The 24,293-nt window shown below is 71.2% G+C and carries 22 protein-coding genes and 1 pseudogene; 12 read left to right on the top strand and 11 right to left on the bottom strand.

Going from position 1 to position 24,293, the window contains the following annotated elements; genetic code table 11:
• Positions 1-43: 43 nt before the first annotated feature.
• Positions 44-910, top strand: coding sequence for a LysR family transcriptional regulator (locus Ato02nite_RS31425; RefSeq protein ID WP_213010288.1), 867 nt, complete (start codon positions 44-46; stop codon positions 908-910).
• Here the strand turns inward: Ato02nite_RS31425 and Ato02nite_RS31420 are convergent.
• From Ato02nite_RS31420 to Ato02nite_RS31410, 3 genes are all read right to left on the bottom strand, one after another.
• Entirely contained in the window at positions 894-1,751 is an 858-nt protein-coding gene (locus tag Ato02nite_RS31420; protein ID WP_213010287.1) for a deoxyribonuclease IV, read from the bottom strand. The genes Ato02nite_RS31425 and Ato02nite_RS31420 overlap by 17 nt on opposite strands.
• Positions 1,742-3,685 carry a Stk1 family PASTA domain-containing Ser/Thr kinase gene (gene pknB / locus Ato02nite_RS31415; protein ID WP_213010286.1) on the bottom strand — a complete coding sequence of 648 codons (1,944 nt, stop codon included), beginning with the start codon at positions 3,683-3,685 and terminating at the stop codon, positions 1,742-1,744. Before pknB ends, Ato02nite_RS31420 begins: the two co-directional genes overlap by 10 nt.
• A 168-nt stretch (positions 3,686-3,853) precedes the next feature.
• Positions 3,854-4,570 (bottom strand): hypothetical protein, encoded by a 717-nt coding sequence (locus tag Ato02nite_RS31410; protein WP_213010285.1) that lies wholly within the window; start codon positions 4,568-4,570, stop codon positions 3,854-3,856.
• Between the two features lie 33 nt (positions 4,571-4,603).
• On the opposite strand from Ato02nite_RS31410, the gene Ato02nite_RS31405 reads away from it, so the two are divergent.
• Genes Ato02nite_RS31405 through Ato02nite_RS31395 form a run of 3 tightly spaced genes read left to right on the top strand, consistent with a single transcriptional unit; the run spans position 4,604 to position 5,644 of the window.
• On the top strand, positions 4,604-4,954 hold the full coding sequence (locus tag Ato02nite_RS31405) for an Rv2175c family DNA-binding protein (protein WP_213010284.1): 351 nt from the start codon (positions 4,604-4,606) through the stop codon (positions 4,952-4,954).
• A gap of 16 nt (positions 4,955-4,970) precedes the next feature.
• The gene (locus tag Ato02nite_RS31400; RefSeq protein ID WP_213010283.1) at positions 4,971-5,297 is read left to right on the top strand and encodes a lycopene cyclase domain-containing protein; all 327 of its coding nucleotides are present in this window, start codon (positions 4,971-4,973) and stop codon (positions 5,295-5,297) included.
• Complete coding sequence (locus tag Ato02nite_RS31395; RefSeq protein WP_213010282.1) at positions 5,294-5,644, top strand: lycopene cyclase domain-containing protein; 351 nt, start codon at positions 5,294-5,296, stop codon at positions 5,642-5,644. Before Ato02nite_RS31400 ends, Ato02nite_RS31395 begins: the two co-directional genes overlap by 4 nt.
• Positions 5,645-5,707: 63 nt before the next feature.
• Here Ato02nite_RS31395 and Ato02nite_RS31390 read toward each other — a convergent pair whose 3' ends face one another.
• Positions 5,708-6,775, bottom strand: a complete 1,068-nt coding sequence (locus Ato02nite_RS31390; RefSeq protein ID WP_438873085.1) for a polyprenyl synthetase family protein — start codon at positions 6,773-6,775, stop codon at positions 5,708-5,710.
• 41 nt (positions 6,776-6,816) lie between these two features.
• Here Ato02nite_RS31390 and metF point away from each other — a divergent pair, with 41 nt between their 5' ends.
• From metF to Ato02nite_RS31375, 3 genes are all read left to right on the top strand, one after another.
• Positions 6,817-7,755 (top strand): methylenetetrahydrofolate reductase [NAD(P)H], encoded by a 939-nt coding sequence (gene metF, locus Ato02nite_RS31385; protein ID WP_213010280.1) that lies wholly within the window; start codon positions 6,817-6,819, stop codon positions 7,753-7,755.
• Between the two features lie 6 nt (positions 7,756-7,761).
• Positions 7,762-8,409 carry a CDP-alcohol phosphatidyltransferase family protein gene (locus tag Ato02nite_RS31380; RefSeq protein WP_213010279.1) on the top strand — a complete coding sequence of 216 codons (648 nt, stop codon included), beginning with the start codon at positions 7,762-7,764 and terminating at the stop codon, positions 8,407-8,409.
• 69 nt (positions 8,410-8,478) lie between these two features.
• On the top strand, positions 8,479-8,916 hold the full coding sequence (locus Ato02nite_RS31375; protein ID WP_213010278.1) for an HNH endonuclease: 438 nt from the start codon (positions 8,479-8,481) through the stop codon (positions 8,914-8,916).
• A gap of 61 nt (positions 8,917-8,977) precedes the next feature.
• Here Ato02nite_RS31375 and Ato02nite_RS31370 read toward each other — a convergent pair whose 3' ends face one another.
• Entirely contained in the window at positions 8,978-9,688 is a 711-nt protein-coding gene (locus Ato02nite_RS31370; RefSeq protein ID WP_213010277.1) for a DinB family protein, read from the bottom strand.
• Between the two features lie 35 nt (positions 9,689-9,723).
• Between Ato02nite_RS31370 and Ato02nite_RS31365 the strand changes: the two genes are divergently transcribed.
• From Ato02nite_RS31365 to Ato02nite_RS31355, 3 genes are all read left to right on the top strand, one after another.
• A complete protein-coding gene (locus tag Ato02nite_RS31365; protein WP_213010276.1) occupies positions 9,724-10,335 on the top strand; it encodes a YdeI/OmpD-associated family protein in 612 nt (203 codons plus the stop codon).
• Positions 10,336-10,421: 86 nt separating this feature from the next.
• A complete protein-coding gene (locus Ato02nite_RS31360; RefSeq protein WP_213010275.1) occupies positions 10,422-10,925 on the top strand; it encodes a MarR family winged helix-turn-helix transcriptional regulator in 504 nt (167 codons plus the stop codon).
• A gap of 47 nt (positions 10,926-10,972) precedes the next feature.
• A complete protein-coding gene (locus tag Ato02nite_RS31355; RefSeq protein WP_246607633.1) occupies positions 10,973-12,484 on the top strand; it encodes an MFS transporter in 1,512 nt (503 codons plus the stop codon).
• Between the two features lie 525 nt (positions 12,485-13,009).
• On the opposite strand, the pseudogene Ato02nite_RS31350 reads toward Ato02nite_RS31355, so the two are convergent.
• Positions 13,010-15,592 (bottom strand): annotated as a pseudogene (locus tag Ato02nite_RS31350) (glycoside hydrolase family 3 C-terminal domain-containing protein); the annotation flags it as partial.
• Positions 15,593-16,144: 552 nt separating this feature from the next.
• Between Ato02nite_RS31350 and Ato02nite_RS31345 the strand changes: the two are divergent.
• Positions 16,145-17,563 (top strand): pectinesterase family protein, encoded by a 1,419-nt coding sequence (locus Ato02nite_RS31345; protein WP_246607630.1) that lies wholly within the window; start codon positions 16,145-16,147, stop codon positions 17,561-17,563.
• Positions 17,564-17,576: 13 nt separating this feature from the next.
• Here the strand turns inward: Ato02nite_RS31345 and Ato02nite_RS31340 are convergent, their stop codons facing one another.
• The 4 genes from Ato02nite_RS31340 to Ato02nite_RS31325 all read right to left on the bottom strand — a co-directional run bounded on the left by Ato02nite_RS31340 (position 17,577) and on the right by Ato02nite_RS31325 (position 22,540).
• On the bottom strand, positions 17,577-18,551 hold the full coding sequence (locus tag Ato02nite_RS31340) for a sialidase family protein (protein ID WP_213010272.1): 975 nt from the start codon (positions 18,549-18,551) through the stop codon (positions 17,577-17,579).
• 1 nt (position 18,552) lies between these two features.
• Positions 18,553-19,581, bottom strand: a complete 1,029-nt coding sequence (locus tag Ato02nite_RS31335) for a threonine aldolase family protein (RefSeq protein ID WP_213010271.1) — start codon at positions 19,579-19,581, stop codon at positions 18,553-18,555.
• A complete protein-coding gene (locus tag Ato02nite_RS31330) occupies positions 19,574-20,980 on the bottom strand; it encodes a class II 3-deoxy-7-phosphoheptulonate synthase (protein ID WP_213010270.1) in 1,407 nt (468 codons plus the stop codon). The genes Ato02nite_RS31335 and Ato02nite_RS31330 overlap by 8 nt, the downstream gene beginning before the upstream one ends.
• Before the next feature lie 87 nt (positions 20,981-21,067).
• Positions 21,068-22,540: a glycosyl hydrolase family 18 protein gene (locus Ato02nite_RS31325; RefSeq protein ID WP_213010269.1), complete on the bottom strand. Its 1,473-nt coding sequence runs from the start codon at positions 22,538-22,540 to the stop codon at positions 21,068-21,070.
• 240 nt (positions 22,541-22,780) lie between these two features.
• On the opposite strand from Ato02nite_RS31325, the gene Ato02nite_RS31320 reads away from it, so the two are divergent.
• Positions 22,781-23,458, top strand: coding sequence for a DUF429 domain-containing protein (locus tag Ato02nite_RS31320; RefSeq protein WP_213010268.1), 678 nt, complete (start codon positions 22,781-22,783; stop codon positions 23,456-23,458).
• On the opposite strand, the gene proC is transcribed toward Ato02nite_RS31320, so the two are convergent.
• Positions 23,445-24,272 carry a pyrroline-5-carboxylate reductase gene (gene proC / locus Ato02nite_RS31315; protein ID WP_438873084.1) on the bottom strand — a complete coding sequence of 276 codons (828 nt, stop codon included), beginning with the start codon at positions 24,270-24,272 and terminating at the stop codon, positions 23,445-23,447. The genes Ato02nite_RS31320 and proC overlap by 14 nt on opposite strands.
• Positions 24,273-24,293: the final 21 nt, after the last annotated feature.

The raw sequence follows: 24,293 nt of genomic DNA, 5'->3' as shown, positions 1-24,293 counted from the left end.
AGGTCCAACGATGATTGGTACCGGTTCCATTAGCATCGCTGATGTGGATCCGCACCTGCTCCGCACGTTCCTCGCCGTGGCCGACACCGGCTCGTTCTCGGCGGCCGCCCAGACCCTCAGGTACACCCAGTCGGCCGTCTCGCAGCAGATCGCCACCCTCGAGGCCGACCTCGGCACGCCGCTGCTGACCCGTCGCCCGGTCGCGCTGACCCCGGCCGGTGAACGGTTGCGGCGGCACGCGGCCCTGATCCTGGTCCGCCTGGAGGCGGCCCGCGCCGACGTGACCCGCGCGCTCGCCCCGGGCCGTCTCGACCTGGGCCTCACCCCGCTGGCCTGGGCCGCGCCGGTGGCCACCGCCCTCGCCACGATCCGCGCCGACTCGACGCCGCTCCGCACCCACGTCCGGGTCGCCGGCCGGGACCGGATCGTCGAGGCGGTGGCGACCGGCGAGTACGACCTGGGCCTGCTCGACGGGTTCACCGCACCCAACGATCCGCTGCGCCTGCCCGAGCCCGGGGCCGGCGGTCCCCGCTCGATCGGTGTCGCCGAGAGCCCGGCCGTCGTGGCGGTGCCGGCCGGCCACCCGTTGCGCGGGCGCCGGCGGGTCGACCTCACCGACCTGGCCGACGCGTACTGGATCGACGCTCCGGAGATCGCGCCGTTCACCCGGCTGCCGGTCGACGGCCTGCGGGCGAGCCTGCGCTACGACGGCTGCGACGTCACCGTGCTGACCGGTCTGATCGCCGCCGGGCACGGCCTGGCCGTGCTGCCCGAGCCGCTGGTCGCCGCGCACGACGGCCTGGTCGGCGTGCCGGTGGCCCGGCTGGTCCACCGGGTGGAGCTGCTGTCGCTGCGCGCCGACGACGGCCCGGCGGCCCGGCTCTCGGCGATGCTCAGCGCAGCGACTTGAGCAGGGCGATGTCGGCCGCGTGGCCCTCGTGCTCGACCGTCGGCGTCTCCACGATCACCGGGACGCCGGCCACCGCCGGGTGGGTCATCAGCTCGGCGAACGCGGCCTCGCCGATGCGGCCCCGGCCGATCGTCTCGTGCCGGTCGCGGGTCGAGCCGCACTCGTCCTTCGAGTCGTTGGCGTGGATCAGCATCAGGCGGCCGGCACCGACCGTGTCGATCAGCGCGTCCAGGGTCGCCGTCATCCCGCCCGGGGTGGCCAGGTCGTGCCCGGCCGCCCAGGCGTGGCAGGTGTCGAAGCAGACGCCCATCCACGGGTGCTGCTCCACGGCCGCCAGGTAGGGGCCCAGGTCCTGCACCTTCGACGCCAGGCTGCGGCCGCCGCCGGCGCTCGGCTCGACCAGCAGTTTCGGCAGGCCACGGGCGGCCGCGTCGTCGAGCAGCGGCAGCAGCGCCTCGCGCAGCTGGTGCATCGCCTTCGCGTCGTGCTCCGGATCGACCGAGCTGCCCGCGTGGTAGACCACCCCGGCCGCGCCGATCGCCCGGCCGCGTTCCAGCGCGTGGGCCAGCGTCGCGATCGACCGTTCGACGGTCAGGTCGGTCGGCGAACCCAAGTTCACCAGCAGAGAGGCATGGATGTACGCCGGGAGGCCGCGCTCGCCGATCCCGTCGCGGAACAGGGTGTCCTGCTTCGGGTCGCCGGGCGGCAGCGCCCAGCCCCGCGAGTTGGAGACGTACACCTGAAGCGTCTCCGACCCGGCGGCGTCCACGTATGGCAGAGCGGCCTTGGCCAGCCCGCCCGAGGTTTTGGTGTGCGAGCCGATGGGCCGATCTAGAAGCACGCGATGACCACCTCGGTCTGCGGCGGCACCTGGGTGTTCACCGGACTTTGCTGGCGCACGAAACCGTTCTGGTTGAAGCCCTCGATCCGCACCCGCAGGTTGAGCCCCTGCAGTGTGCCCGCGGCCTGCTGGCAGGGCTGGTTGTTGAGGTCGGGCACGGCGACCAGCGGCGGGCCCTTGCTCACGTCCAGGGTGACCTCGGCGTCCTTGGCCGCGCCGGTGGCCGGCTTGGGGCTCTGCGCGATGACCGTGTCGGCCGGCTGGTCGCTGTCCTTGTAACGCTCGACGGCGGTCAGGCCGAGCCTCTGCAACTCGTTGCGGGCGTCGTTGATGTTCTTGCCGACCAGGTCGGGCACCTGGATCGGGGCGCGGCCCTTGCTGACCACGACGGTGACCGTGTCGCCCCGCTTGAGCTCGGTGCCCTTCGCCGGGTCGGTGGAGACCACCGCGCCCTCGGGGACGGTGTCGCTGTACTGCGCGGTGCCCTCTTTGACCTTCAGGCCGTTCTGGTCGAGCTCGGCCTTGGCCGCGGTCAACTCGAGCCCGGCCAGGTCGGGCACGTCGAACCGCTCCGGGCCCAGCGACAGCACGAGCGTGATCCGGCCGCCGTTGACGATCCGCGCCTTCGCCGCCGGGTTCTGGCTGACCACGGTGTCCTTGGGGACGGTCTCGCTGTAGGCGCCGTCGGCGTAGAACAGCTCGAAGTTGTTCTGCCGGGCGAACAGGTCGGCCTGCTCCTTGGTCATGTTGACCATGGTCGGCGCCTCGGTGTAGCGGCCCAGGGTCACCCACCAGGTGCTGCCGATGACCACCAGCACCATGATCGCGATGGCCGTGGACAGCAGGATGCGCCGGCGGTCGAAGCCACGGGTGCGCCCCAGGGCCGCGTCGCCACGCCGGTAGACCTGGGTGTTGCGGCTCTGCTCGGGCAACCGCGCCCAGCTGGGGCGGTCGGGGTGGTAGCCGTCGGTGATGGCCGGGACCATGGCGGTCGCGTCGGCGTCGGCGTGCCGGGAGTGCGGCACCTGGCGCAGCAGTGCCGTCTCGACGTTGGCCGCGCCCAGGTCGTCGCGCACCGCCTGGACCTCGGCGAGCAGGGCGCCGGCGTCGGTCGGCCGGGCGCCCGGGTCGCGGCGGGTGGCCCGCGCGACCAGGTCGTCGAGCGCCTTGGGGACACCCTTGACGATCTTGGACGGGGGCGGCACGTCGTTGTCGACGTGCTGCCAGGCGACCTCGACCGGGTCGTCGCCGTCGAACGGGACCTGGCCGCTGAGCATCTCGTAGAGCACGATGCCGGCCGAGTAGACGTCGGTGCGGGCGTCCGCGTGCCCGTCGGTGACCAGCTCGGGCGCGACGTAGGCCACGGTCGCCATCAGCTGGCCGGAGTCGTCGACGCTGCTCGCCTCGACGGCCCGGGCCAGGCCGAAATCGGCCACCTTGACCACGGCGTCGACCAGGTTGCCGGCGCCGCCGCTGGGCGCCTCGGCGACCAGGACATTTTCCGGCTTGACGTCGCGGTGGACCAGGCCGGCCCGGTGGGCGGCGGCGATCGCGGCGAGCATCTGCTCGAGGATCGCGCAGGCCTCGGTGGGGTTGAGGCGACGGCGCTGGCTGAGCACGTCCCGCAGGGTGCGACCCTGCACGTACTCCATCACCAGGTAGGGCAGGCCCTGGTGGCGGCCCTGGTCATACACGGCCACGACGTTGGGGTGGGTGAGCCGGGCGATCGTCTTGGCCTCGTCGGTGAACCTGTCCACGAAGTGGACATTGGTCGCCTGCGACGGGTGAATGATCTTCAAAGCCACGGTGCGCTCGAGTCGCTGGTCGGTGGCCGTGTAGACGGTCGCCATGCCACCACGGGCCACGCGACCGGTGATCCGGTAGCGGCCGTCAATCGTCGTGCCGATCAGCGTGTCGGCGACTGTGGTGTCCATCGGCGTGAAGTGTATGTGTCTTTCGCGTGGGGGCAGACCAGGATGTCATAGCTGAGTCCAAACGGGTACGCCCGCGATCCTGACCAGCGGCTTTCACCGGCCGTCCGCCACCGGTCAGCCACTGGTCAGCCCATCGCCTGCTCCTCGTCTGCCCCGACAAAAGGCGATTTAGTGTCTGCGGTGCCGATGCCGGTAATCGGGGGATTCGCTGGGTTGGACCGAATCGGAGGGTGTGGCCGAGGTCTCGCTGGGTGAGACGGAACCGCTCGGCGACGCGCTGCCGGACGGGCTCGGCGATGCCGGTGAGCTGGGCACCGTCGGCGTGGGCACCGGCGGGTTGTCGCAGAGACATCCGGGTTTGGTGGTTTGTGTCGTCCGAATCGGACTCACCTTTTCCGGCTGCGGCGCCACCGGCGGGACGGGAACCGTCGTGGCCGGGCCGGGTGCCTCCGCCGCCGGCAACGCGCCGGCTGCCTGGGTACGGGGTGAGCTGGGCACCGCCGCCACGGGACCCTCGCCGATCCCGGCATTCGGGGTGAACGTGGTGGTCGCCGCCGGTGGCGACGGCACCGTGTCCGCGGCCGCCGACGTCTCGTTCAGCAGCGACCCGAGCCCGTTCACCACCCCCAGGTAGGCCGCCGTCGCGCCGACCACGGTCAGCACCCCGAACCCGGCGACGGCGAGCGCCCGGCGCGGCCGCCGCGCCCGGTGCGCCGGGGCGGCCGGTGCCGGATCGGCGACCATGCAGCCACCGAACGTGTTCATCCCGGTCGACGTGACGTCCGGGCCGCCCGACGGTGGTTCCACCGGTCGCCGGCCCATGTCGTAGCGCACCGAGCGCCACGCTCCGGTCAGCTCGGTGCGGACTCTCCGCAACAGGCTCATCGCGTTCGTTCTCCGATCTGGCACGCTGTAGGAGTGAGCGATTCTGTTACCGCCGGACCGGCCGCCTGGGTCAACCTGCCGGACCTGTCCGAGAAACTCGGTGTGTCGATCAGCAAGGTCCACCAGATGATCCGGGACGGGCAGCTGCTGGCCGTCAAGCACGAAGGGGTCCGCCAGGTTCCCGCCGAGCTGGTGGCCAACAGCACCGTGCTCAAGCACCTCCCGGGTGTCCTGAACTTGCTGCGCGACGCCGGGTATAACGACGAAGAGGCCCTCCGGTGGCTCTACGAGCCCGATCCGACCGTCGACGGCAACCCGGCGCGCGGGCTCGGCGGCGACCGGGCCCGTGAGGTGAAACGGCGGGCGCAGGCCCTCGGTTTCTAGTGCGCCGGGGTTTCTGATGCGGCACCTCGCCTACCTGCTGGTCCTCGCGGGCTGCCTCGGTGCGGCGAGCTGGCTCGAACCCGTGCTGCGGGTGCACGTCTTCCGCCGGTGGCGGCGACTGTTGCTGGCCGTCGTCCCGGTGGTGATCGTCTTCGTCCTGTGGGACCTGGCCGCGATCGCCGCCGGCCACTGGCACTTCGACCCGGCCCAGACCACCGGCATCGTCTTCCCGGGTGGCCTGCCGCTCGACGAGGTGCTGTTCTTCGCGGTGGTTCCGGTCTGCGCGATCCTCGGCTTCGAGGCGGTCCGCGCCGTCCTGGGCAAGCCGGCCGGTGACGAGTGACCTACACGGCCGCCGCGGTGACCGGTGCCCTGGCCGCGATCGTCCTGGACCTGTTCGTGCTGCGGGTGCGGCTGGTGCGCCGGGCGGTCTTCTGGGCCACCTACCCGATCATCATCACCTTCCAGCTGCTCTCGAACGGCATCCTGACCGGCCGGAACATCGTGATGTACGACCCCGACGCGATTCTGGGCCTGCGGATCGCGTACGCCCCGGTCGAAGACCTGGTTTTCGGTTTTGCCCTGGTTCTGCTGACCTTGGATCTCTGGGTCTGGTGGGGCCGCCGCGGCGTGCAACGCACGCCCCGCGCGGGCGAAGGCTCCGCGCTGCTGCGCAAGATCCGCCGCTGACCATCACCAAATTTTCCGAGATTTCCGGCGCAATGCGCCGGGCTGGGCGGTCCGTTGCGCGATCTAGACGGTGCGGCGGGTGGCCGCGTCTGCGAGCGCGCGCAGGACCGTCCGTGCCTCCTCGTCGATCGGCGCCGCTTCCAGGGCCGACAGAGACGCGGTCATCAGGTCGTCGATCCGCTGCTCGGTGGCCCTGAGCGCGCCGCTGTCCCGGATCAGCGCGCGCAGGCGCTGCACGCCGTCGTCGGTGAGCGACTGGTCGCCGAGCCCTTTGTCCAGTTCGTCCCGGGCGCCGTCGTCGAGGGCACCGAACGCCGCCGCCACCAGGTACGTCCGCTTCCCCTCGCGCAGGTCGTCGCCGGCCGGCTTGCCGGTCTGCGACGGGTCACCGAACACGCCGAGCACATCGTCACGCAGCTGAAAAGCCTCACCCAACGGCAGACCGAAGGCGGTGTACGCCTCGTGCACCCCGGCCGGCGCCCCCGCGATCGCCGCGCCCAGCAGCAGCGGCCGCTCGACCGTGTACTTCGCCGCCTTGAATCGGGCCACCTTGCCGGCCCGCTCCAGGGAGGTGTCCGCGGTCGCCTGGGTGAGGACGTCGAGATATTGACCCACGGTCACCTCGGTGCGCATCTCGTCGAAGACCGGGCGGGCCCGGGTCAGCTCGTCCGGGCCCAGCCCGGAGGTGTGCAGCAGCTCGTCCGACCAGACCAGTGACAGGTCGCCGAGCAGCACCGCCGCGGCATCGCCGAACGACCCGGCCGCCCCGCGCCAGCCGGCTTCGGCGTGCCGGCTCTCGAACCGGCGGTGCACCGACGGTTCGCCGCGCCGGGTGTCCGAGCGGTCCATCAGGTCGTCGTGGATCAGCGCGCTCGCCTGCACCAGCTCCAGGGCCGCCACCGCCGCCACCACCTCGTCGCCGTCGGCACCGCCGGCACCCCGGTAACCCCAGTAGGCGAACGCCGGGCGCAGCCGCTTGCCGCCGCCCAGCACGAACGCCTCCAGCGCGTCGGACACGTCGGCGAGGGCCGGGTCGATGCCGGCCAGCCGGGTGCGCTGCCCGGCCAGGAACGCGCTGAGGGCCTTGTCGACCCGGAGTAGCAGGCCGGCCACTTCGACAGGGGAGGTCACGGGCAAACGCTAACCGACGTCCGGCCGGTAGAGTTCCTGACGTGGCTCTCGGACTTCCCTCACGTCTTCCCGGCACACCGGCGATCGGTGACCTGATCCGCGCTGGGCTGAGCCGGAGCGGCCCGCCGACCTTCTCGTTCGAGTTCTTCCCGCCCAAGACGGCCGAGGGCGAGAGGCTGCTGTGGCAGGCCATCCGCGAGTTGGAGCCGCTGCGGCCGAGTTTCGTCTCGATCACCTACGGCGCCGGCGGCACCACCCGCGACACCACGGTCGCCGTCACCGAACGGGTCGCCACCGAGACCACCCTGCTGCCGATGGCCCACCTGACCGCGGTCAACCACTCGGTCGCCGAGCTGCGCAACGTGATCGGCCGGCTGGCCGGCGCCGGCATCCGCAACGTCCTCGCGGTGCGCGGCGACCCGCCGGGCGACCCGATGGGCGAGTGGGTGCGCCACCCCGAGGGCGTCCTCTACGCCGAAGACCTGGTCCGGCTGGTCAAGGAGTCGGGCGACTTCAGCGTGGGTGTGGCCGCGTTCCCCTACAAGCACCCCCGCTCGGGCGACATCGACAGCGACACCGCCAACTTCGTGCGCAAGTGCCGGGCCGGCGCCGACTTCGCGATCACCCAGATGTTCTTCGACGCCGACGAATACCTCCGGCTGCGCGACCGGGTGGCCGCGGCGAGCTGCCCGACCCCGATCGTGCCCGGCGTGATGCCGGTGACCAGGATGGCCACCATCGAGCGGTCCTCCCAGCTGTCCGGCGCGCCCTTCCCGCCCAAGCTGCTCGAGCGGTTCGAGCGGATCGCCGGCGACGAGGCCGCGGTGCGCGAGCTCGGCATCGAGGTGTGCGCGCAGATGTGCCAGAAACTGCTCGACGAGGGCGTGCCCGGCATTCACTTCATCACGCTCAACCGCTCCACCGCGACCCGTGAGGTGTGGCAGCTGCTCACCCCCTCCTCGGTCGCCGCGGCCGCCTGACCCGCGGTGACCTGGGCCGAATACTGCGCCGCCTGGTCGAGGCTGCACGGCGGATTCGACCCGGCCACCGCCTCTCCCGTGGTGCGGGGTTGGGTGCTCACGGCGTACAAAATCGGATCCTGGCTCGGCGGTAAGCGCATCGGGCCCTCGGCGGTGACCACCGCCGGGCTGGTCCTGTGTCTGTGCGTGCCCGGCGCGGTGAGCCTGGGCCGCGCGGGTCTGCTCGCCGGCGCGGTGCTGGTGCTGCTGGCGGCACTCGCCGACGGGCTCGACGGCGCCGTCGCGGTGATCACCGACCGGGCCAGCCGGCTCGGCTACGTCTACGACTCGGTGGCCGACCGGCTCGGCGAGGCCGCCTGGCTCTACGCCTTCTGGCTGGCTGGAGCGCCGGGCGGGCTGGTGGTCGCGGCGGGAGCGGCGAGCTGGCTCCAGGAGTACGCACGGGCCCGCGCCGCCTCCGCCGGAATGACCGAGATCGGCGTCGTGACGGTTGCCGAACGGCCCACCCGGGTGCTCGTGGCGATCTTCGGCCTGCTGCTCGGCTTCGCACTGTCGCAACTGGTCACGGTCGCGATGATCATCTGGGTCGCGCTGGCCGGAGCCGGCCTGCTGCAGCTGCTGATCGCCGTCCGCCGAGACCTCGGTGATCATTAATCGGTTGTCCTGGGTAGAGCGCTTTCCTACCGTGGTGTCATCGCTCAGTCACGCGGGGAGGTGGCCACGATGAGCGCGGTACTTGTTCTCAACGCCGACTTCGGACCGCTGCACCGGGTCAGCCTCCGGCACGCCGTCCGCATGCTGTTCCGGCAGGTGGCCGTCGTGCACGAGGCCGAGCCCGACCGGCAGATCGGCGTCTATCCGATGCCGACGGTGGTGCGGCTGGTCAGTTACGTGGTGACCCGCTGGTGGCACAGCCGCGGCCCGATGTGGTCCCGCGCCGGCGTGCTGGCCCGCGACCACCGCGCCTGCGCCTACTGCGGCGCCGCCGCCTCCACCATCGACCACGTGCTGCCCCGCTCGCGCGGCGGCGCCAACGAATGGACCAACACGGTGGCCGCCTGCGGCCGCTGCAACAACCGCAAGGGCAACCGGACGCCGTCCGAGGCACGGATGCCGCTGCGGGTGCGGCCGTTCGCCCCGACCTGGGCCGCGCTCGCCTGACCTTGCGGCTCGATCGCGGCCGGCGGGCCGGCACGGGGGCAGGTCCGCCGGTCGTCCCGGGTCAACGATGCGAAAGCTTGTCCAGGTCACGCCGGCAGAACCGGTGGTGCGCCCATTCCTCGTTGAGCACGGTGCCGAGGCATTGCCGCACTGTCCGCCCCTTGGCGTACGGCGGCCATCGGTCGTCGTCCGGGATCGGCGCGGTCTTCGCGAGCTGATCAGGCGTGACCTCGGCCAGCCATGCCTCGATCTCCGACGCCTGCCGCAACCGCACGGCGAGCACCTCGTCGAGGCTCGGCCGGGCGGACGGGTCGAGCCCGTCCGCCCGGTCCATGACGACCGGTGGACCCAGTCCCATGGCCGTGAACGGCTCGGTGAGCCCGAGCACGCAGCGCCGGAACCAGGAGTCGTGCACGAAGACGAGGTGGCGCAGAGTTTCGACCATCGACCACTCGCCGTCGACGCCGTGATGCTCGCTGTTCTCGGGCATGGACCGGACTCGCTCGGTGGTCGTCGCCCAATCGTCGCGCAGTTGCCGCCAGGCCTCGCGCAGGTCGTCCGGCTGATCTGAGCGGATCAGCAGCCGCACCGGGTGACGACGGTCGAGCTCGGCCTCGACGTACGCCATCACCTCGACCCCGTTGACCACAAGATTGGTGACCAGGCCGTCGATCTCGACGTCCTGCATGACCACGCCGACCAACCGCGCTCTGCTCAGGTCGCACTCGCGGAATTCCGCGCCGGTGAGGTCCTCATCCTGGAAGCGTCGCATGCGGACAGGTTAGGCCGCACGACTAACCTGCGGTCGTGGCAGGAACCGAACTGGACGAGTTGATCGTGGCCGACAGTGCGGCGCTACGCGCGTGGCTGCTGGACAATCACACCGCCTCACCTGGCGTGTGGCTCGCTCTGACCCGGAAGGGTGGCTCCGTCACCACGCTGACCTGGCAGCAGGCGGTCGACGAGGGACTGTGCTTCGGCTGGATCGACGGGCAGGCCCGCAAGCGCGACGAAGAGAGTTCCTGGCGAAGGTTCACCCCACGCCGGCCGCGCAGCATCTGGTCCCAGCGCAACGTCGCCAACGTGGCCCGGCTCGAGGCGGCCGGCCTGATGCTGCCCGCCGGCCGCGCCTCGGTGGACGCCGCGAAGGCCGACGGGCGGTGGACGGCCGCCTATGCGCCGCCGTCCGAAGCGGAGGTGCCGGCCGACCTGCTGGCCGCGATCGCCGCCGACCCGGCGGCGCAGGCGATGTTCGACGTGCTCACCAGCACCAACCGCTTCTCCCTCATCGGCCGGGTCAATGCCGTCAAGCGGGCCGAGACGCGCACCCGGAAGATCGCCGAGTTCGTGGCGATGCTGGCCCGGCACGAGACGATCCACCCGCAGCGAGCCAGGCCGGCCGACCCGCCGACGTCCTGACTCAGCGACCCGCGCCGGCCGGCCGCGGCGGTCGTCCCGCGCTCGGATCATCCGCTATCGGATGATCCGGGGATAGGATTGCCCGCATGGCAGCACGCGAACGCACAGCAGCACCTGACCGGACCGGCGCACCCGAACGGACCGAGCGGGACATCACCGGGCTGCTCAACATGGCCGGGCATGCGCTCTCCAACCGACTGGGGGCGGCGCTCGCCGATATCGACCTGACGCCGCGCATGCAGTGTGTGCTGATTCATGCGCTCCAGGAGGATCGCACCCAGATCCAGCTGGCCGCCTTGGCCGACCTCGACAAGACGACCATGGTCAGCACCGTTGACGACCTCGAGCAGCGCGGGCTGGCCGAGCGCCGGCCGTCGGCCACCGACCGGCGGGCCCGGATCATCGCGGTCACCGACAAAGGGCGCGCGGCCGCCGAGGAGGGGCAGCGGATCGTCGATCGGGTGCACGCCGAGGCGCTCGGTGCCCTGTCGCCGGCCGACCGGGCCGCTTTCGTGGCGGCGCTCGGCGCGCTCGCCGGCACTCCCAAGGATCCCGGGCCGCAGCCGATCCGCCGCGCGCGGGGCAGGTAGGTGATTAGCAGATAGTCCGCTAACGGATTATCTGTTACGGTCGGGTCATGAGCCCTTCCGTGAACCATCGCGCGGCCGCCCTTGCCGTGCTCTGCGCCATGTCGCTGATGATCGTGCTGGACAGCACGATCGTCGCCGTCGCTGTCCCGGACATTCAACGTGAGCTGGGGTTCTCGGCGGCCGGGGTGTCCTGGGTGGTCAATGCCTACCTGGTCGCCTTCGCCGGCCTGTTGCTGCTGGCCGGGCGGCTCGGCGATCTCCTCGGCGCCTGGCGGGTCTTCCTCGCCGGGCTGGCCCTGTTCACCGTGGCCAGCCTGCTGTGCGGGCTGGCGCCCACGGCCGGGTGGCTGGTGGCCGGGCGGTTCGTTCAGGGTGCGGGCGGCGCCCTGGCCGCGGCCGTGGTCATCGGCATGATCGTGCGGCTGTTCCCGGAGCCGGGCGCGCAGGCGCGGGCGATGGGCATCTACAGCTTCACCCAGGCGGGTGGCGCGGCGCTCGGCTTCGTGGCCGGCGGCGTCCTCACCGATGCGGTCAGCTGGCCCGCCATCTTCCTGATCAACGTGCCGATCGGTGTCGCCGTGTATCTGGCCGGCCGGCGGCTGCTGCCGCGCGAGACCGGCCCGGGCTTCGCCGCGGGCCTGGATCTTCCGGGGGCGGCGCTGATCACCGCGGGCCTTTCCGCCGGGGTGTACGCGATCATCGCGAGCTCGCCTCTCGCCGGTGTGCTGGCGCCGCTGCTGATCGCCGCGTTCCTGCTGCGGCAGCGGTACGCCCGCCGCCCGCTGATCGCCCTGCGCGTGCTGTCGCGCCCGTGGCTCCTGACGGCGAACGCCGCGGTCCTGCTGATCTTCGCGACCGGCATGGGGTTCCAGTTCCTGAACGCCCTGTTCGTGCAGCGGGTGATGGGCTACGACGCTCTCGGCACCGGCCTCGCGTTCCTGCCGACGCCGCTGGTGATCGGCGTCGTCTCGCTGTTCGTGGCGCCGCGGGTGACGGGCCGTTTCGGGCCGCGCCGGGTCCTGCTGGCGGGGCTGTCCCTCTTCCTGGTGGGCCTGCTGCTCCTGGCCCGGATGCCGGTGGACGTGTCCTATGTGGCCGACATGCTCCCGCCGCTGATCGTGATGGGCCTGGGCGTGGGCATCACCGTCCCCGCGATCATCATGCTGGCCATGGCGGGCGCCGCCCCGGCCGACACCGGCACGGTCTCCGGCTTCACCAACACCGCCCAGCAGGCCGGCGGCGCCCTCGGCCTGTCGATCCTGGCCGTGGTCGCCGCCAACCGCACCGGGGCCTCCACCGAGGTGGCTGCGCTGCACGACGGCTACGTCCGGGCATTCCTGGTGGCGGCCGGCTTCGTCGTCGCCGCCTTCGGAATCACGGCCCTGCTGCTGCGCCACCCGCCGCTGACCCCGAGCGGGCCCCGCGACTCAGCCGGTGCCGGTAGCCAGGCCGATGGCGGTGGCGAAGAGGTGCATGCTGGTCTGGCTGGCGGTCACGCCCTGGCTGATGTCGGGCAGGGTGAGGTAGCGGACCGTCTTGGCCGGGTCGAGCGGAACTGACGTGAAGTAGAGGCTGACCTTGCGATCGCGCCGGCCGCTCGCCGTGTTGTGGTAGGCGAGCGACGTGACGATGTCGCCCCCGGCGGCCGGCGCGTTGGCGTACCAGTCGGCGAAGGTCAGGGTGAACGGCTGCGTGGTGCCGTCGGTGTAGGTGATGGTCGCCGGGCCGGAGGCGGTGCCGCTGACGCCGGTGCCGACCAGCCCGAGCGTGGTGCCGGAACCGGTCAGCTCGATGGTCTGGCCGCCGGCCACCACGTTGCCGGCGGTGCCGGGCGCGGCCTCCGGCCAGGTGAACTCGAGGCCGTCGTGAGTGAAGCCGGCCCCGGGGGTGAGGGCCGGCGTCGCCGCGGCCAGGGCCTGCGCGGAGTAGGAGTAGCCGCCGCCGTCGAGGTTGCCGGCCGCCGGCTGGGTGTCGTCGCTGACACCAGCGTTGCCGTACGCCGCGGCGAGGGACGGGAACGGCAGGGTGACGGTCCGGGCGGCCGAGGCGGTGGCGAGGCCACTGGTGCTGCGGAAGGTGGCCTGGGCGGTCACGTCGTACCGCCCGGGCCGGTCGGCGGGGGTGAGGGTCCACGAGGCCCGCGCGGTCCCGCCGGGGGCGACGGACGCGAAAGCGGTCGGGCCATCGGCGGTCACCGTCCAGCCGGCGGGAGCGTCGATGCCGAGCGTCACGCCGGTCAGCGGGACCCGGCCGGGGTTGGGCAGGGTGGCCGTGGCGGTGACGGCGCTCCCGGCCGTGGTCAGGGCCGGGACGTCGAGGGTGAACGGCTGCTTGACCACGATCGGGGCGGTGCCGGTGACGCCGCCGACGGTCACCGCGACGGTGGTCACGCCGGCCGCGACCGCGGTGATCCGGCCGGACGGGCTGACCGTGGCGACCCGCGGGTTACCGCTGCGGAAGGTCACCCGGGTGCGGTCCAGGTCGGCGAACGACTCGTCGTTGCGGACGGCCTCGATCACCCCGTCGGCCCGGGGGTGCTCGCCGGGCCGGGCGGTGTCGTCGGCGATCCACGGGTTCCGGCCGCGCAGGTCGAGGGTGTCGCCGGGGCTGAGTTGCACCCGGTCGGGTTGCACGGTCACCGACGTGATCCGCGGGGTGATGCGACCGTGGATGCGGACGTCGGCGGATCCGGCCACGTGCACCGCGTCGGCGCCCACCTGGAACCGGTAGCGGCCGTTGTAGACCACCTGCCTACGCTGCCGCTCGTCGTAGAAGGCCAGGTCGGCGGCCTGGACCGGGATGGTGACGGTCTCGTGTTCGCCCGGTTGCAGGATCCCGGTCTTCCGGAAGCCGGCCAGCCGTTCGGCCGGCAGGTCGACGCCGGGTACGGCCGGTGCGGTCGCGTACAGCTGGGCGACCGTGGCGCCGGCCGCGGTGCCGGTGTTCGTGACGTCGAACCGGACGGTGATCCGCCCGTCGGGTGTCGTGCTGGTGCGGTCGGCGCGGACCGGCCCGTACGCGAAAGTGGTGTAGCTCAGGCCGTAGCCGAACGGGTAGCTCGGGGTGCCGGTGAAGTACTGGTAGGTGCGGCCGAGCCCGCCGGTCTGGCCGGGGGTGAGCCCGTAGTTCTCGATGCCGGGCAGCTGGGCGTCGTCCCGGTACCAGGTGAAGCTCAGGTGCCCGCTGGGGTTCTGCCGGCCGAAGAGCACGTCGGCCAGCGCGGTGCCCTGGCTCTGCCCGTTGTAGGCGCCGAAGACGATCGCCGGGAACTTCTGCTGTACGTCCTCGATGGCCAGCGGCCCGCTCGCCTGCAGGGCCAGCACGGTCCGCGGGTTGCCGGCCGCGCCGACCTGGTCGATCAGCGACCGGTAGTTGCCGGGCAGCGCCAGGGTGGAGCGGTCGCGGCCCTCGGTCGCCACGTTGAGGTCGGTGCCCGCGACGACCACGACCAGGTCGGCGGACGCCAGGTCGGCCAGGGTCCGCGCGTCGCAGGCGGCCGGCGTGGTGGCGGTGGTCGAGGTAGCGCAGGCGTCGAAGGTGACGGTGGCCCCGGGCAGCGCCTTCTGGATCCCCTGCACCGCGTTGACCTGCACGGACGGTTCACCGGAGTAGCCGCCGAGGGTGACCTTGCCGGCTAGGTCGCCGACCACCACGACGTGGTCGGTCCGGGCCGGGTCGGCGGGCAGCAGCGGCCCGTCGTTCTTCAGCAGGACCAGCGAGTTGGCCGCCACCTGCTCGGCGAGACGCTGGTGATCCGTACTCTCGATCTGGTCTTTCTTGATGGCGGTCCAGGCCACCTCGGCGGGCGGGTCGAACTCGCCGGTGGCCATCCGGGTGGTGAAGACCCGGACCAGGGCGTCGTCGAGCACGCCCTCGCTGAGCACGCCCGCACCGATCGCTTCCACGACGTTCGCCAGGGTGTACTCGTCGCCCTTGCAGTTGAGCTGGGTGCCGGCCCGCAGCGCCCAGGCCTGCCCGCCCGCCGCGCCGGAGAGCTGCCGGCCGGCCGCGGTGTTCGTCCAGGTCGTCGCGCCGTTCGCGGTGGTGGTGGTCCAGCCCGGCGGCGCCCAGTTGTGCCGGTTGCTCGCCCAGATGTCGGTGATGGCACCGCAGTCCGAGGTGGTGTAGCCGCCGAATCCCCAGGTCCGCTCGGCCAGCAGGTTGGCCAGGTAGGTGTCGGCCGGCGCGGGGGTGCCGTTGACCCGGTTGTACGCGGTCATCAGGCCGGACACGTGGGCGTCCTGGACGAGGCTGCGGAACTGCGGCGTGTAGTAGTTGCGGATGTTCGCCTCGGTGGTGTCGGAGCTGCCGGACTGCCGGGTCGCCTCGACGTTGTTCAGCGCGAAGTGCTTGGCGGTGGCCGCGGTCTTCAGGTACGGCGTCAGCCGCTCGCCGGACCGGGTCTGCCCCTGGTAGCCGTTGACGTACGCGCCGGCCAGGGTCGCGGTCAGCACCGGGTCCTCACCGAAACCCTCGTCGTTGCGGCCCCACCGGGGATCGCGGGCCATGTTGACGGTCGGCGCCCAGTAGGTCAGGTTCCCGTACGCGGTGGGGTCGGGTCCGATGTTGTTCTGGCCGGTCCCCCACAGTGACCGGTCGAGCAGACCGCGAGCCTCGTCCGAGATCGCGGTGGTCTCGCGGTAGATCAGCTCCGGGTCCCAGGACATCGAGGTGGCCAGGTTGGTCGGGAAGCTGGTCGCGTGCACGCCGCCGCCGACGCTGCCGTGCCGGGCGTTGCCGCCGAGCCGGTTGACGCCGTGCTGGCCCTCGTTCCAGTACGTGTACTGCTGGACGCCCAGGCGCGGGATGGCCGGCGCGCTGTTGGTGTGCAGCTGCGCGACCTTCTCCGGGAGCGTCATCCGGGACACCAGATCGGCGGCCCGTTCGGTGAACGAGTACCGCGTGTCGAGATAGGCCGGGGTGGGTGGTGCGGCCGCCCGGGCCGGTGTGACCGGGATGATCCCGGCCGCCAGCAGTCCGGCGATCAGCACGGCGGCCCTGGTCCGATGACGCGCCATATCGTCCTCCCTCGATGTCTTCGGGAGGAGGCTAGGCAGCTGAACGCAATTAAGTCAATCCATGAAACTAATATCCGGTTTTCGTTATCCGCCGCTCGCCGGTCGCACTACCAGGTAGCTCCCCGGGTCGTCCTCGGCCGGTGGGGCCGCCCGTTTCGCTACCGGAGGAGAGACCCGCGGATGTCAGGCAACAGAAGGAGAATGCGGCTGCTCATGGCCGCCGTGGCGCTGGCCGTCCCCGGCGCCCTGATCGGCTACGCGGCACTGCCGTCGGAGGCGGCCGCCGCCCCGGTCGCCGGCACGACGTATCAGCTGGCGGTGACCAAGAGCGGCATGTGCATCGACGTGACCGCCGGGTCGACCGCCAACAGCGCGCTGCTGCAGCAGTGGGGCTGCACGGACGGCGCGACCTGGCAGCAGTTCAAGCTGGTCGCGTCCGGCTCGAACTACCAACTGGTCAACGTCAAGAGCGGCAAGTGCATCGACGTACCGAACTACTCCACCGCGTCCGGCGTGCAGCTGCAGCAGTACACGTGCGTGTCGAGCCAGACCAACCAGCAGTGGCGGCTGGTCGCGAGCGGCACCGGCACGTACCAGATCATCGGGGTCGGCAGCGGCCTGTGCATCTCCGACAAGGACGCGTCCACCGCCTCCGGCGGGGCGATCATCCAGGAGACCTGCACCGCCAACTCCAACAAGCAGTGGGCGTTCAGCCCGGTCGGTAGCACCGCCCCGGCCGGCAGCCTGGTCGTGGCCAAGGACGGCACCGGGCAGTACACGACGGTCCAGGCCGCGGTCGACGCCGTGCCGGCCGGCAACACCGCCCGGGTGACGATCGCGATCAAGGCCGGCACCTACCGGGAGAGCGTGGTCATCCCGTCGAACAAGCCGTTCATCACCTTCCAGGGCCTCGGCTCCGGCCCGGCGAACACGGTGATCGTCAACAACAAGCCCGCCTCCACCGCCGGGACCACCGGCTCGGCCACGGTCTACGTGCAGGCCAAGGAGTTCAACGCCACCAACCTGACGTTCAACAACGACTACGACGAGACGGTGGCCGCGTCGCAGGCGCTCGCGCTGGCCCTCTACGGCGACAAGGCGGTCCTCAAGAACGTCCGGATCACCGCCGACCAGGACACCCTGCTGATCTACAACAGCGCCCGGGCGTACATCGCGAACTCCTACATCGAAGGCACCGTCGACTTCATCTACGGCAACGGCCAGGCGGTCTTCAACGCCTGCCAGATCTACGAGAAGCGCAGCACCGGCGGCCCGATCACCGCGGCCAACACCCCGGCGACCCAGACGTACGGCTTCCTGATCTACAAGTCGACGATCACCGGCGCGACCGGCAACACCACCACGCTGGGCCGGCCGTGGGGTCAGGGCGCGCAGGTGCTCTACCGCGAGTCGTCGCTGAGCGCGACCATCGCCACCGCACAGCCGTGGGTCAACATGTCCACCAACACCTGGCAGAACGCCCGGTTCTACGAATACAAGAACACCGGTTCGGGCGCGACCGTCAACGGCAACCGCCCCCAGCTGACCGACGCCCAGGCCGCGAACTACACCCCGCAGAAATACCTCGCGGGCGCCGACGGCTGGAACCCCATCGGCTGACCCGGCCCGGCCGCTACGGATAGTCCTCCGCCGAGGTGCGGACCGCGACGACCGTGGCGGCCGGGATGTCGAAGCCCAGGGTCAGGAAACGGCCCGGGGACAGCTCCACGCTGGACGGGTTGGCCTGGTCGGGGTGGCCGGAGTCGTACAGCGGGATGTCGCGGTAACCGTTCCAGGTCTCCAGCGGGCGCCGGATCAGGCGGCCCACCGTCGCGCGGTGGTCGGCGAAGCGCTTGGCCAGGTCGCCGTAGGTGACCAGGACCTCGCCGCTCGCCAGGCGCAGCGCGTGGTGGGAGGAGGCCGGCATGTCGGTGGGGGCGGGGGCGGTCCAGGTGCGGCCGTTGTCGGTCGAGCGGGAGAGGTACGCGTGCTCGACCGTGGTCCGGATCAGGGCCACGATCTGGCCGTCCAGGACGGTCAGGGTCGGCTCCTGGAAGTGGAACGTCTTGCCCAGCGCCAGCGAGACCTCGGACGACGCCGGCCAGGTGTGGCCGCCGTCGGTGCTGCGGACCACCACGGCCCGGTGCCATTTCTCGCCGGGCGGGCGGTTGTAGACCGGCAGGAGCAGGTCGCCGCCGGGCAGTTCGACGGCGGCCCCGTGTGACGCCCACCAGTGGCTGCCGGCCTGCACCGCGTGCGACCAGGTGTGGCCGCCGTCGGTGCTGCGCCGCACCTGGACGCCGTGGTTTTCGTGCGTTCGCTCGCCGGTCCACTCCAGGACGAAGTAGCTCAGCAGGACGGTGCCGTCGGAGAGGACGGCCAGTTTCGGGTCGCGGTCGTCGTGTGCGCCGTCGACCACGACCCGCGGCCGGCTCCAGGTCTGCCCGTCGTCGGCGGAGGACACCACGGCGATCCGGCCCTCGTGGCTGATGTGGCCGGTGCCCTCCCGGTAGGCCGCCAGAAGCCCGCCGCCGGGCAGCCGGACCACATCGGGGAAGTGTGCCTGCAGGCCGTCGGCGGCCCGGGCCACCACGATCGGCTCGGGCATGTCACGCCTCCTCGGCGAGGATCCCCGTCAGTACCGTGATCGCCCGATCGAGGGCGTTGTCGTCGACGTCCAGGTGGGTCACGATGCGGGCCAGGTGCGGCAGCATCGCGGCGATGTGGACGTCCTGGGCGGCCGCCCGGGCGACGAACGACGCCGCGTCCAGCCGGGTGCCGCTCAGGTCGACCAGAATCAGGTTGGTGCGGACCTGGGTGGGGTCGACCACCCCGTACTTGGCGAGGGCCACCGCCACTCGCTGGGCGCGCTCGTGGTCCTCGGCCAGCCGGGTGATGTTGTGGGTCAGCGCGTAGTCCGCCGCCGCCGCGAGGATGCCGACCTGCCGCATGCCACCGCCCAGCCGCTTGCGGATGATCCGGGCCTGGGCGATGCGGTCGGCGCTGCCGATGACCAGCGAGCCGACCGGCGCGCCGAGGCCCTTGGACAGGCACACTGAGAGCGTGTCGAACAGGCGGCCGTAGGTGTCGAGGGGCACCCCGTCGGCGACGTGCGCGTGCCAGATCCGGGCGCCGTCGCAGTGCAGGGCGATCTCGTGCTGGTCGGCGATGTCGCGCAGCGCCTGCAGAGTGGGCAGCGGCACCACTCCCCCGCCGCCCAGGTTGTGGGTCTGCTCGACGGCGATGGCCCGGGTCGCCACCGTGTAACCGCCCGGCTTGCGCACCATCGCGCCGATCTGGGCGGGGTCGAGGTCGGCCCCGACCGAACCCCAGGTGCGCGACGAGATGCCGCCGACCACCGCGGCCGCGCCCATCTCGTACACCAGGACGTGCGCGTCGCCGCCGGCCAGCAGCTCGCCGCCCGGGGGCACGACCAGCTGGAGGGCGATCTGGTTGGCCATCGTGCCGGACGGCGCGAACAGCGCCGCCTCGTGCCCGAACATCGCGGCCACCCGGGCTTCGAGGGCGTTGACCGTGGGGTCGTCGCCGAAGACGTCGTCGCCCACGATGGCCTCGGCCATCGCCCGCCGCATCGCGATCGACGGCCGGGTGACGGTGTCGGATCGCAGGTCAGCCACGGAGCATCTCCGCCACCAGGAAGGCCAGTTCCAGGCTCTGCTGGGTGTTCAGCCGCGGGTCGCAGGCCGTCTCGTAACGGTCCGGCAGGTCGAGATCCTCGATGCCCTGCGCGCCGCCCAGGCACTCGGTGACGTCCTCGCCGGTCAGCTCGATGTGGATGCCGCCCGGGTGGGTGCCGAGGCCGCGGTGCACCTCGAAGTAGCCGAGCACCTCGTCGACGATCCGGTCGAAGTGCCGGGTCTTGTAGCCGTTGGACGACTCGTGGGTGTTGCCGTGCATCGGGTCGCACTGCCAGACGACCTTGGCACCGGTCGCGGTGACCTTCTCGACGATCGGCGGCAGCGCGTCGCGCACCCGGCCGTTACCCATCCGGCTGATCAGGGTGAGCCGGCCGGGGATGTTGTCCGGGTTGAGCTTCTCGCACAGCTCGATCGCGGTGTCCGGCGACGTGCCGGGGCCGAGCTTCACGCCGATCGGGTTGGCGATCCGGCTGATGAAATCGATGTGCGCGTGGTCCAGCTGCCGGGTGCGTTCGCCCACCCAGAGGAAATGACCACTCAGGCCGTACGCCTTGCCGTCGCTGACCCGGGCCAGCGCCCGGTCGTACTCCAGGGCGAGGGCCTCGTGCGAGCAGTACAGGCTGACCGTGCGCAGCGCCTCGTTGTCGGTCATGCCGCAGGCCCGGATGAAGTCGAGCGCGCGGTCGATCTCCCGGGCGATCGCCTCGTAGCGCTCGCCGGCCGGCGAAGCCCGGACGAAGTCCTTGTTCCAGTCGTGCAGGCCGTTCAGGTCGGCGAGGCCACCGGACAGGTAGGCCCGGAGCATGTTCATCGCGGCGGCCGAGTTGGCGTACGCCCGGATCATTCGTTGGGGGTCGGCGACCCGGGCCTCCTCGTTCGGCTCGAGCGAGTTGATCAGGTCGCCGCGGTAGGCGGGCAGGCCGAGCGAATCGGTCGGCGCCGAGCGGGGCTTCGTGTACTGCCCGGCGACCCGGGCCACCTTCACCACCGGCATCGACGCGCCGTAGGTGAGCACGACCGCCATCTGCAACAGGGTGCGGGCGTTGGCGAGCAGGTGGCTCTCGGTGTTGGCCTCGAACGTCTCGGCGCAGTCACCGCCCTGGAGCAGGAACGCGCGCCCCTCGCACACCTCGGCGAGCTTGGCCCGCAACTGGTCGACCTCGTAGGGCGCGACGATGGACGGGACGTTGTCGAGCACCTTGCAGACCGAGGCGACCTCAGCCATGTCCGCCCACGGTGGCATCTGCACGCGGGGCAGGTCACGCCATCGATCGAGGCCGAGCGCGGCGTCCTCGGCCGAGTCGTCGGACGGGCGGGAGGTCTGGAAGGCCGGGTTACCGACCCCGGGGTAACTCAGCTGGTGCCACTCACGGCGCATGCCGCCAAGCCTACGAAAGCGGGGCACCGAGCTTGCGCCCGGTGCCCCGCTTCTCACCTGAGGAGATGAGATTCGTTAGGCGTACGCCTAGAGGTTGTTCTTGATCGCGGAGATCAACTCGCCGTTGCTGGTGTCACCGGAGAACTCCCAGAAGAACGCGCCGCCGAGACCCTGCTGCTTCACGTAGGTCATCTTGCCGGCGACCGTCGACGGGGTGTCGTAGCTCCACCAGTTACTGCCGCACTTGGCGTAGGCGGTGCCGGCGACCGTGCCGGTGGCCGGGCAGCTGGACTTGAGGACCTTGTAGTCCTCGATGCCCGCCTCGTACGTTCCGGGCGCCGCGCCGGTGGCCGAGCCGCCGGGTGCCGCCTGGCTGACGCCGGTCCAGCCGCGGCCGTAGAAGCCGATGCCGAGCAGCATCTTGCTGGCCGGAACGCCCTTGCTCTTCAGCTTCTGGATCGCCGCGTCCGAGTAGAAACCGGCGGTCGGGATGCCGGAGTACGAGGTGAGCGGCGAGTGCGGGGCGGTCGGGCCCTGCGGGGCGAACGCGCCGAAGTAGTCGTACGTCATCGGGAAGACCAGGTTCAGCTTCGCGATGCCGGACGCGTAGTCGGCCACGTCGAGCTTGCCGCCGTTCGAGCCGTCCGCCGAGATCGCCGAGGTGATCAGGAAGGACGAGCCGAACTTGTTCCGCAGCGCGGTGATCACGTTGTTGTAGGCGGCCGGCCCGCTGGCGTCGCAGGACAGGCCACAGGCGTTCGGGTACTCCCAGTCGATGTCGATGCCGTCGAAGACGTCCGACCAGCGGGAGTCCTTGACCAGGTTGTAGCAGGAGTTGGCGAAGTTGGTCGGGTTCGCCGCGGCCTGGGTGAAGCCGCCGGACCAGGTCCAGCCGCCGAACGACCAGATCACCTTGAGGTTCGGGTACTGCTTCTTGAGCTTGCGCAGCTGGTTGAACGAGCCGCGCAGCGCGCCGGTGTCCCAGGTGTCGGCGACGCCGTCGACGCTCTCGGCCGCCGAGTAGGCGCGGTCGTAGTCGGCGTACGAGTCACCGATCGAGCAGGTGCCGCCGGTGGTGTTGCCGAACGCGTAGAGGATGTGCGTCAGCTTGGCGGCGGAGCCCGAGGTCACCAGGTTCTTGACGTGGTAGTTGCGGCCGTAGACGCCCCACTCGGCGAAGTAGCCGACGACGTTCTTGCCGCTGGTGCCCGGGGGCGCCGTGGTGGGTGCGGTGGTCGGCGACGTGGTGGGCGACGTCGTCGGAGCCGTCGTGGGGGTGGTGGTCGGCGGCGTGGTCGGGGTGGTTCCGCCGCAGGCGCCACCGTCGATCCAGACGTCCCACTGTCCGCTGTGCGTGGCCGGGGACTCGTTCTGAGTCCACCACTTGGCGGTGTAGTTGTGGCCGTTCTGGGACGCGGTGTTGTCCTTGACGTACACGGCGGTTGAGGACCAGGCGGGGGCACAGGCCGCAGCGGCTGACGCCTGGACCACGGGGACCGTGGCGGTGGCGGCCGCGACGATCACCCCGGCCCAGAGAGCGCGGCGGAGGGATTTCTGCACTTCGTCTCCTCAAGGGGGATGTGAACAGTTAGGAAAGTTTCCAAAAAGTCCGTGAGGGAGACGGTAGTCACAGGTATTCACCACCGTCAAGATGCGGGACCTGGATTAATCACGGTCTTAACTTCCCCGCGCCGAGATGTACAGGGTGCACACGAACGGGCACAGCGCGTAGTCTGCCGTCATGACCATCTTCGACGTCGACATCGACGCCCGTACCGGTGGCCGAGGGTCCAAAAGCCGATGAGCATCCACGTGATCGGCGTCGACGCATACGCCCTGGGTTGGGTCGGTGTCGAGCTGCGCGACGGCGCGTTCGGCCGTGCGGTGCTCGCCGCCTCGCTCTACGAGATCGTCGCGAACAGCTCCGGTGCAGCGGTCATCGGTGTCGATATCCCCCTCGGCATGCTGCCCGACAAATGGCGTGCCGCCGACACCCTCGCCGCCGACCAACTCGGCCCGCGCCGCGGCAGCATCTTCCGGGTGCCGCCCCGCCAGGTCTGGATGGAGGCGGACTTCGCCGCGGCCAACCGCCTCTGCCGCGACCTGACCGGGGCCGGCCTCAGCCGGCAGTCCTGGGCCCTACGGCCCAAGCTGCTGGAGGCCAACGCGATCTGGGAACGGCATCCGGGCCTGCTCTTCGAGGCGCACCCCGAGGTCTCCTTCCGCACCATGGCGGGCGAGCCCTTGGCGTACGCGAAGAAGACATGGGCCGGTCAGGCGCGCCGGCGGGAGTTGCTGGCCCGCAACGGCATCGTGCTGCCCGATCAGATCGGCCCGGCCGGTCAGGCCCCGCCCGACGACATCCTGGACGCGGCCGCGGTCGCCTGGTCGGCCCACCGGATGGCGACCGGCACGGCCCTGAGCCACCCCTCGCCGCCCGAGGAGAACAACGGTTCGAAGATCGCTATTTGGTATTAGGCGCCGACATCTGCGTGGCGATCTCGGCGGCGCGGTCCCGCGCCGCCTCCAGCGCGGAGAGGAAAGCAGCGCGTACGCCGTGATCCTCCAGCTTGCGGATCGCCGAGATGGTCGTGCCGGCCGGTGAGGTGACCGCCTCGCGCAGCTTGACCGGGTGCTCGCCGGAGTCGCGCAGCATCACGGCCGAGCCGATCGCGGTCTGCACGATCAGCTCGTGCGCGATCTGGCGCGGCAGCCCGAGCAGGATGCCGGCGTCGATCATGGCCTCGACCAGGAGGTAGAAGTAGGCCGGCCCGGAGCCGGACAACGCGGTCACCGCGTCCTGCTGCGACTCGGGCACCCGCATGGTCTTGCCGACCGGCTTGAAGATCTCCTCGGTGAGGGCCAGGTGCTCCTCGGTCGCGTACGGTCCCGGGGAGATCACCGTCATCGCCTGGTCGACCAGCGCCGGGGTGTTGGTCATGACCCGCACCACCGGGATGCCGCCGGGCAGCCGCTCGGCGAAGAAGCTGGTCGGCAGCCCCGCGCAGAGCGAGACCACCAGCTTGTCCGGCGGCACCTTCATGCCGAAGTCGTCCAGCAGTTTCGCCGCGTCCTGCGGCTTCACCGCGATCAGCAGCACGTCGGCCTGGGTGATCGCGGTCAGGTTGAGCACCGGCCGGATGCCGTAGCGCTCGGCCAGCTCGGTCGCGCGCTCGGGGCGGCGGGTGGTGGCCAGCAACTGGCTCGCCGGCCAGCCGGAGCGCAGCAGTCCGGAGAGGACCAGCTCGCCGAGCTTGCCCGCGCCGATCACGGCGACACTGTGCTTGGTCACTTTCACCCTTTCGGACAAAAA

Source organism: Paractinoplanes toevensis (genome assembly GCF_018332695.1).
Taxonomy (GTDB): Bacteria; Actinomycetota; Actinomycetes; order Mycobacteriales; family Micromonosporaceae; genus Actinoplanes; species Actinoplanes toevensis.
The sequence above is the reverse complement of the archived record's forward strand: the minus strand, read 5'-3'. Positions and strand labels throughout refer to the sequence as shown.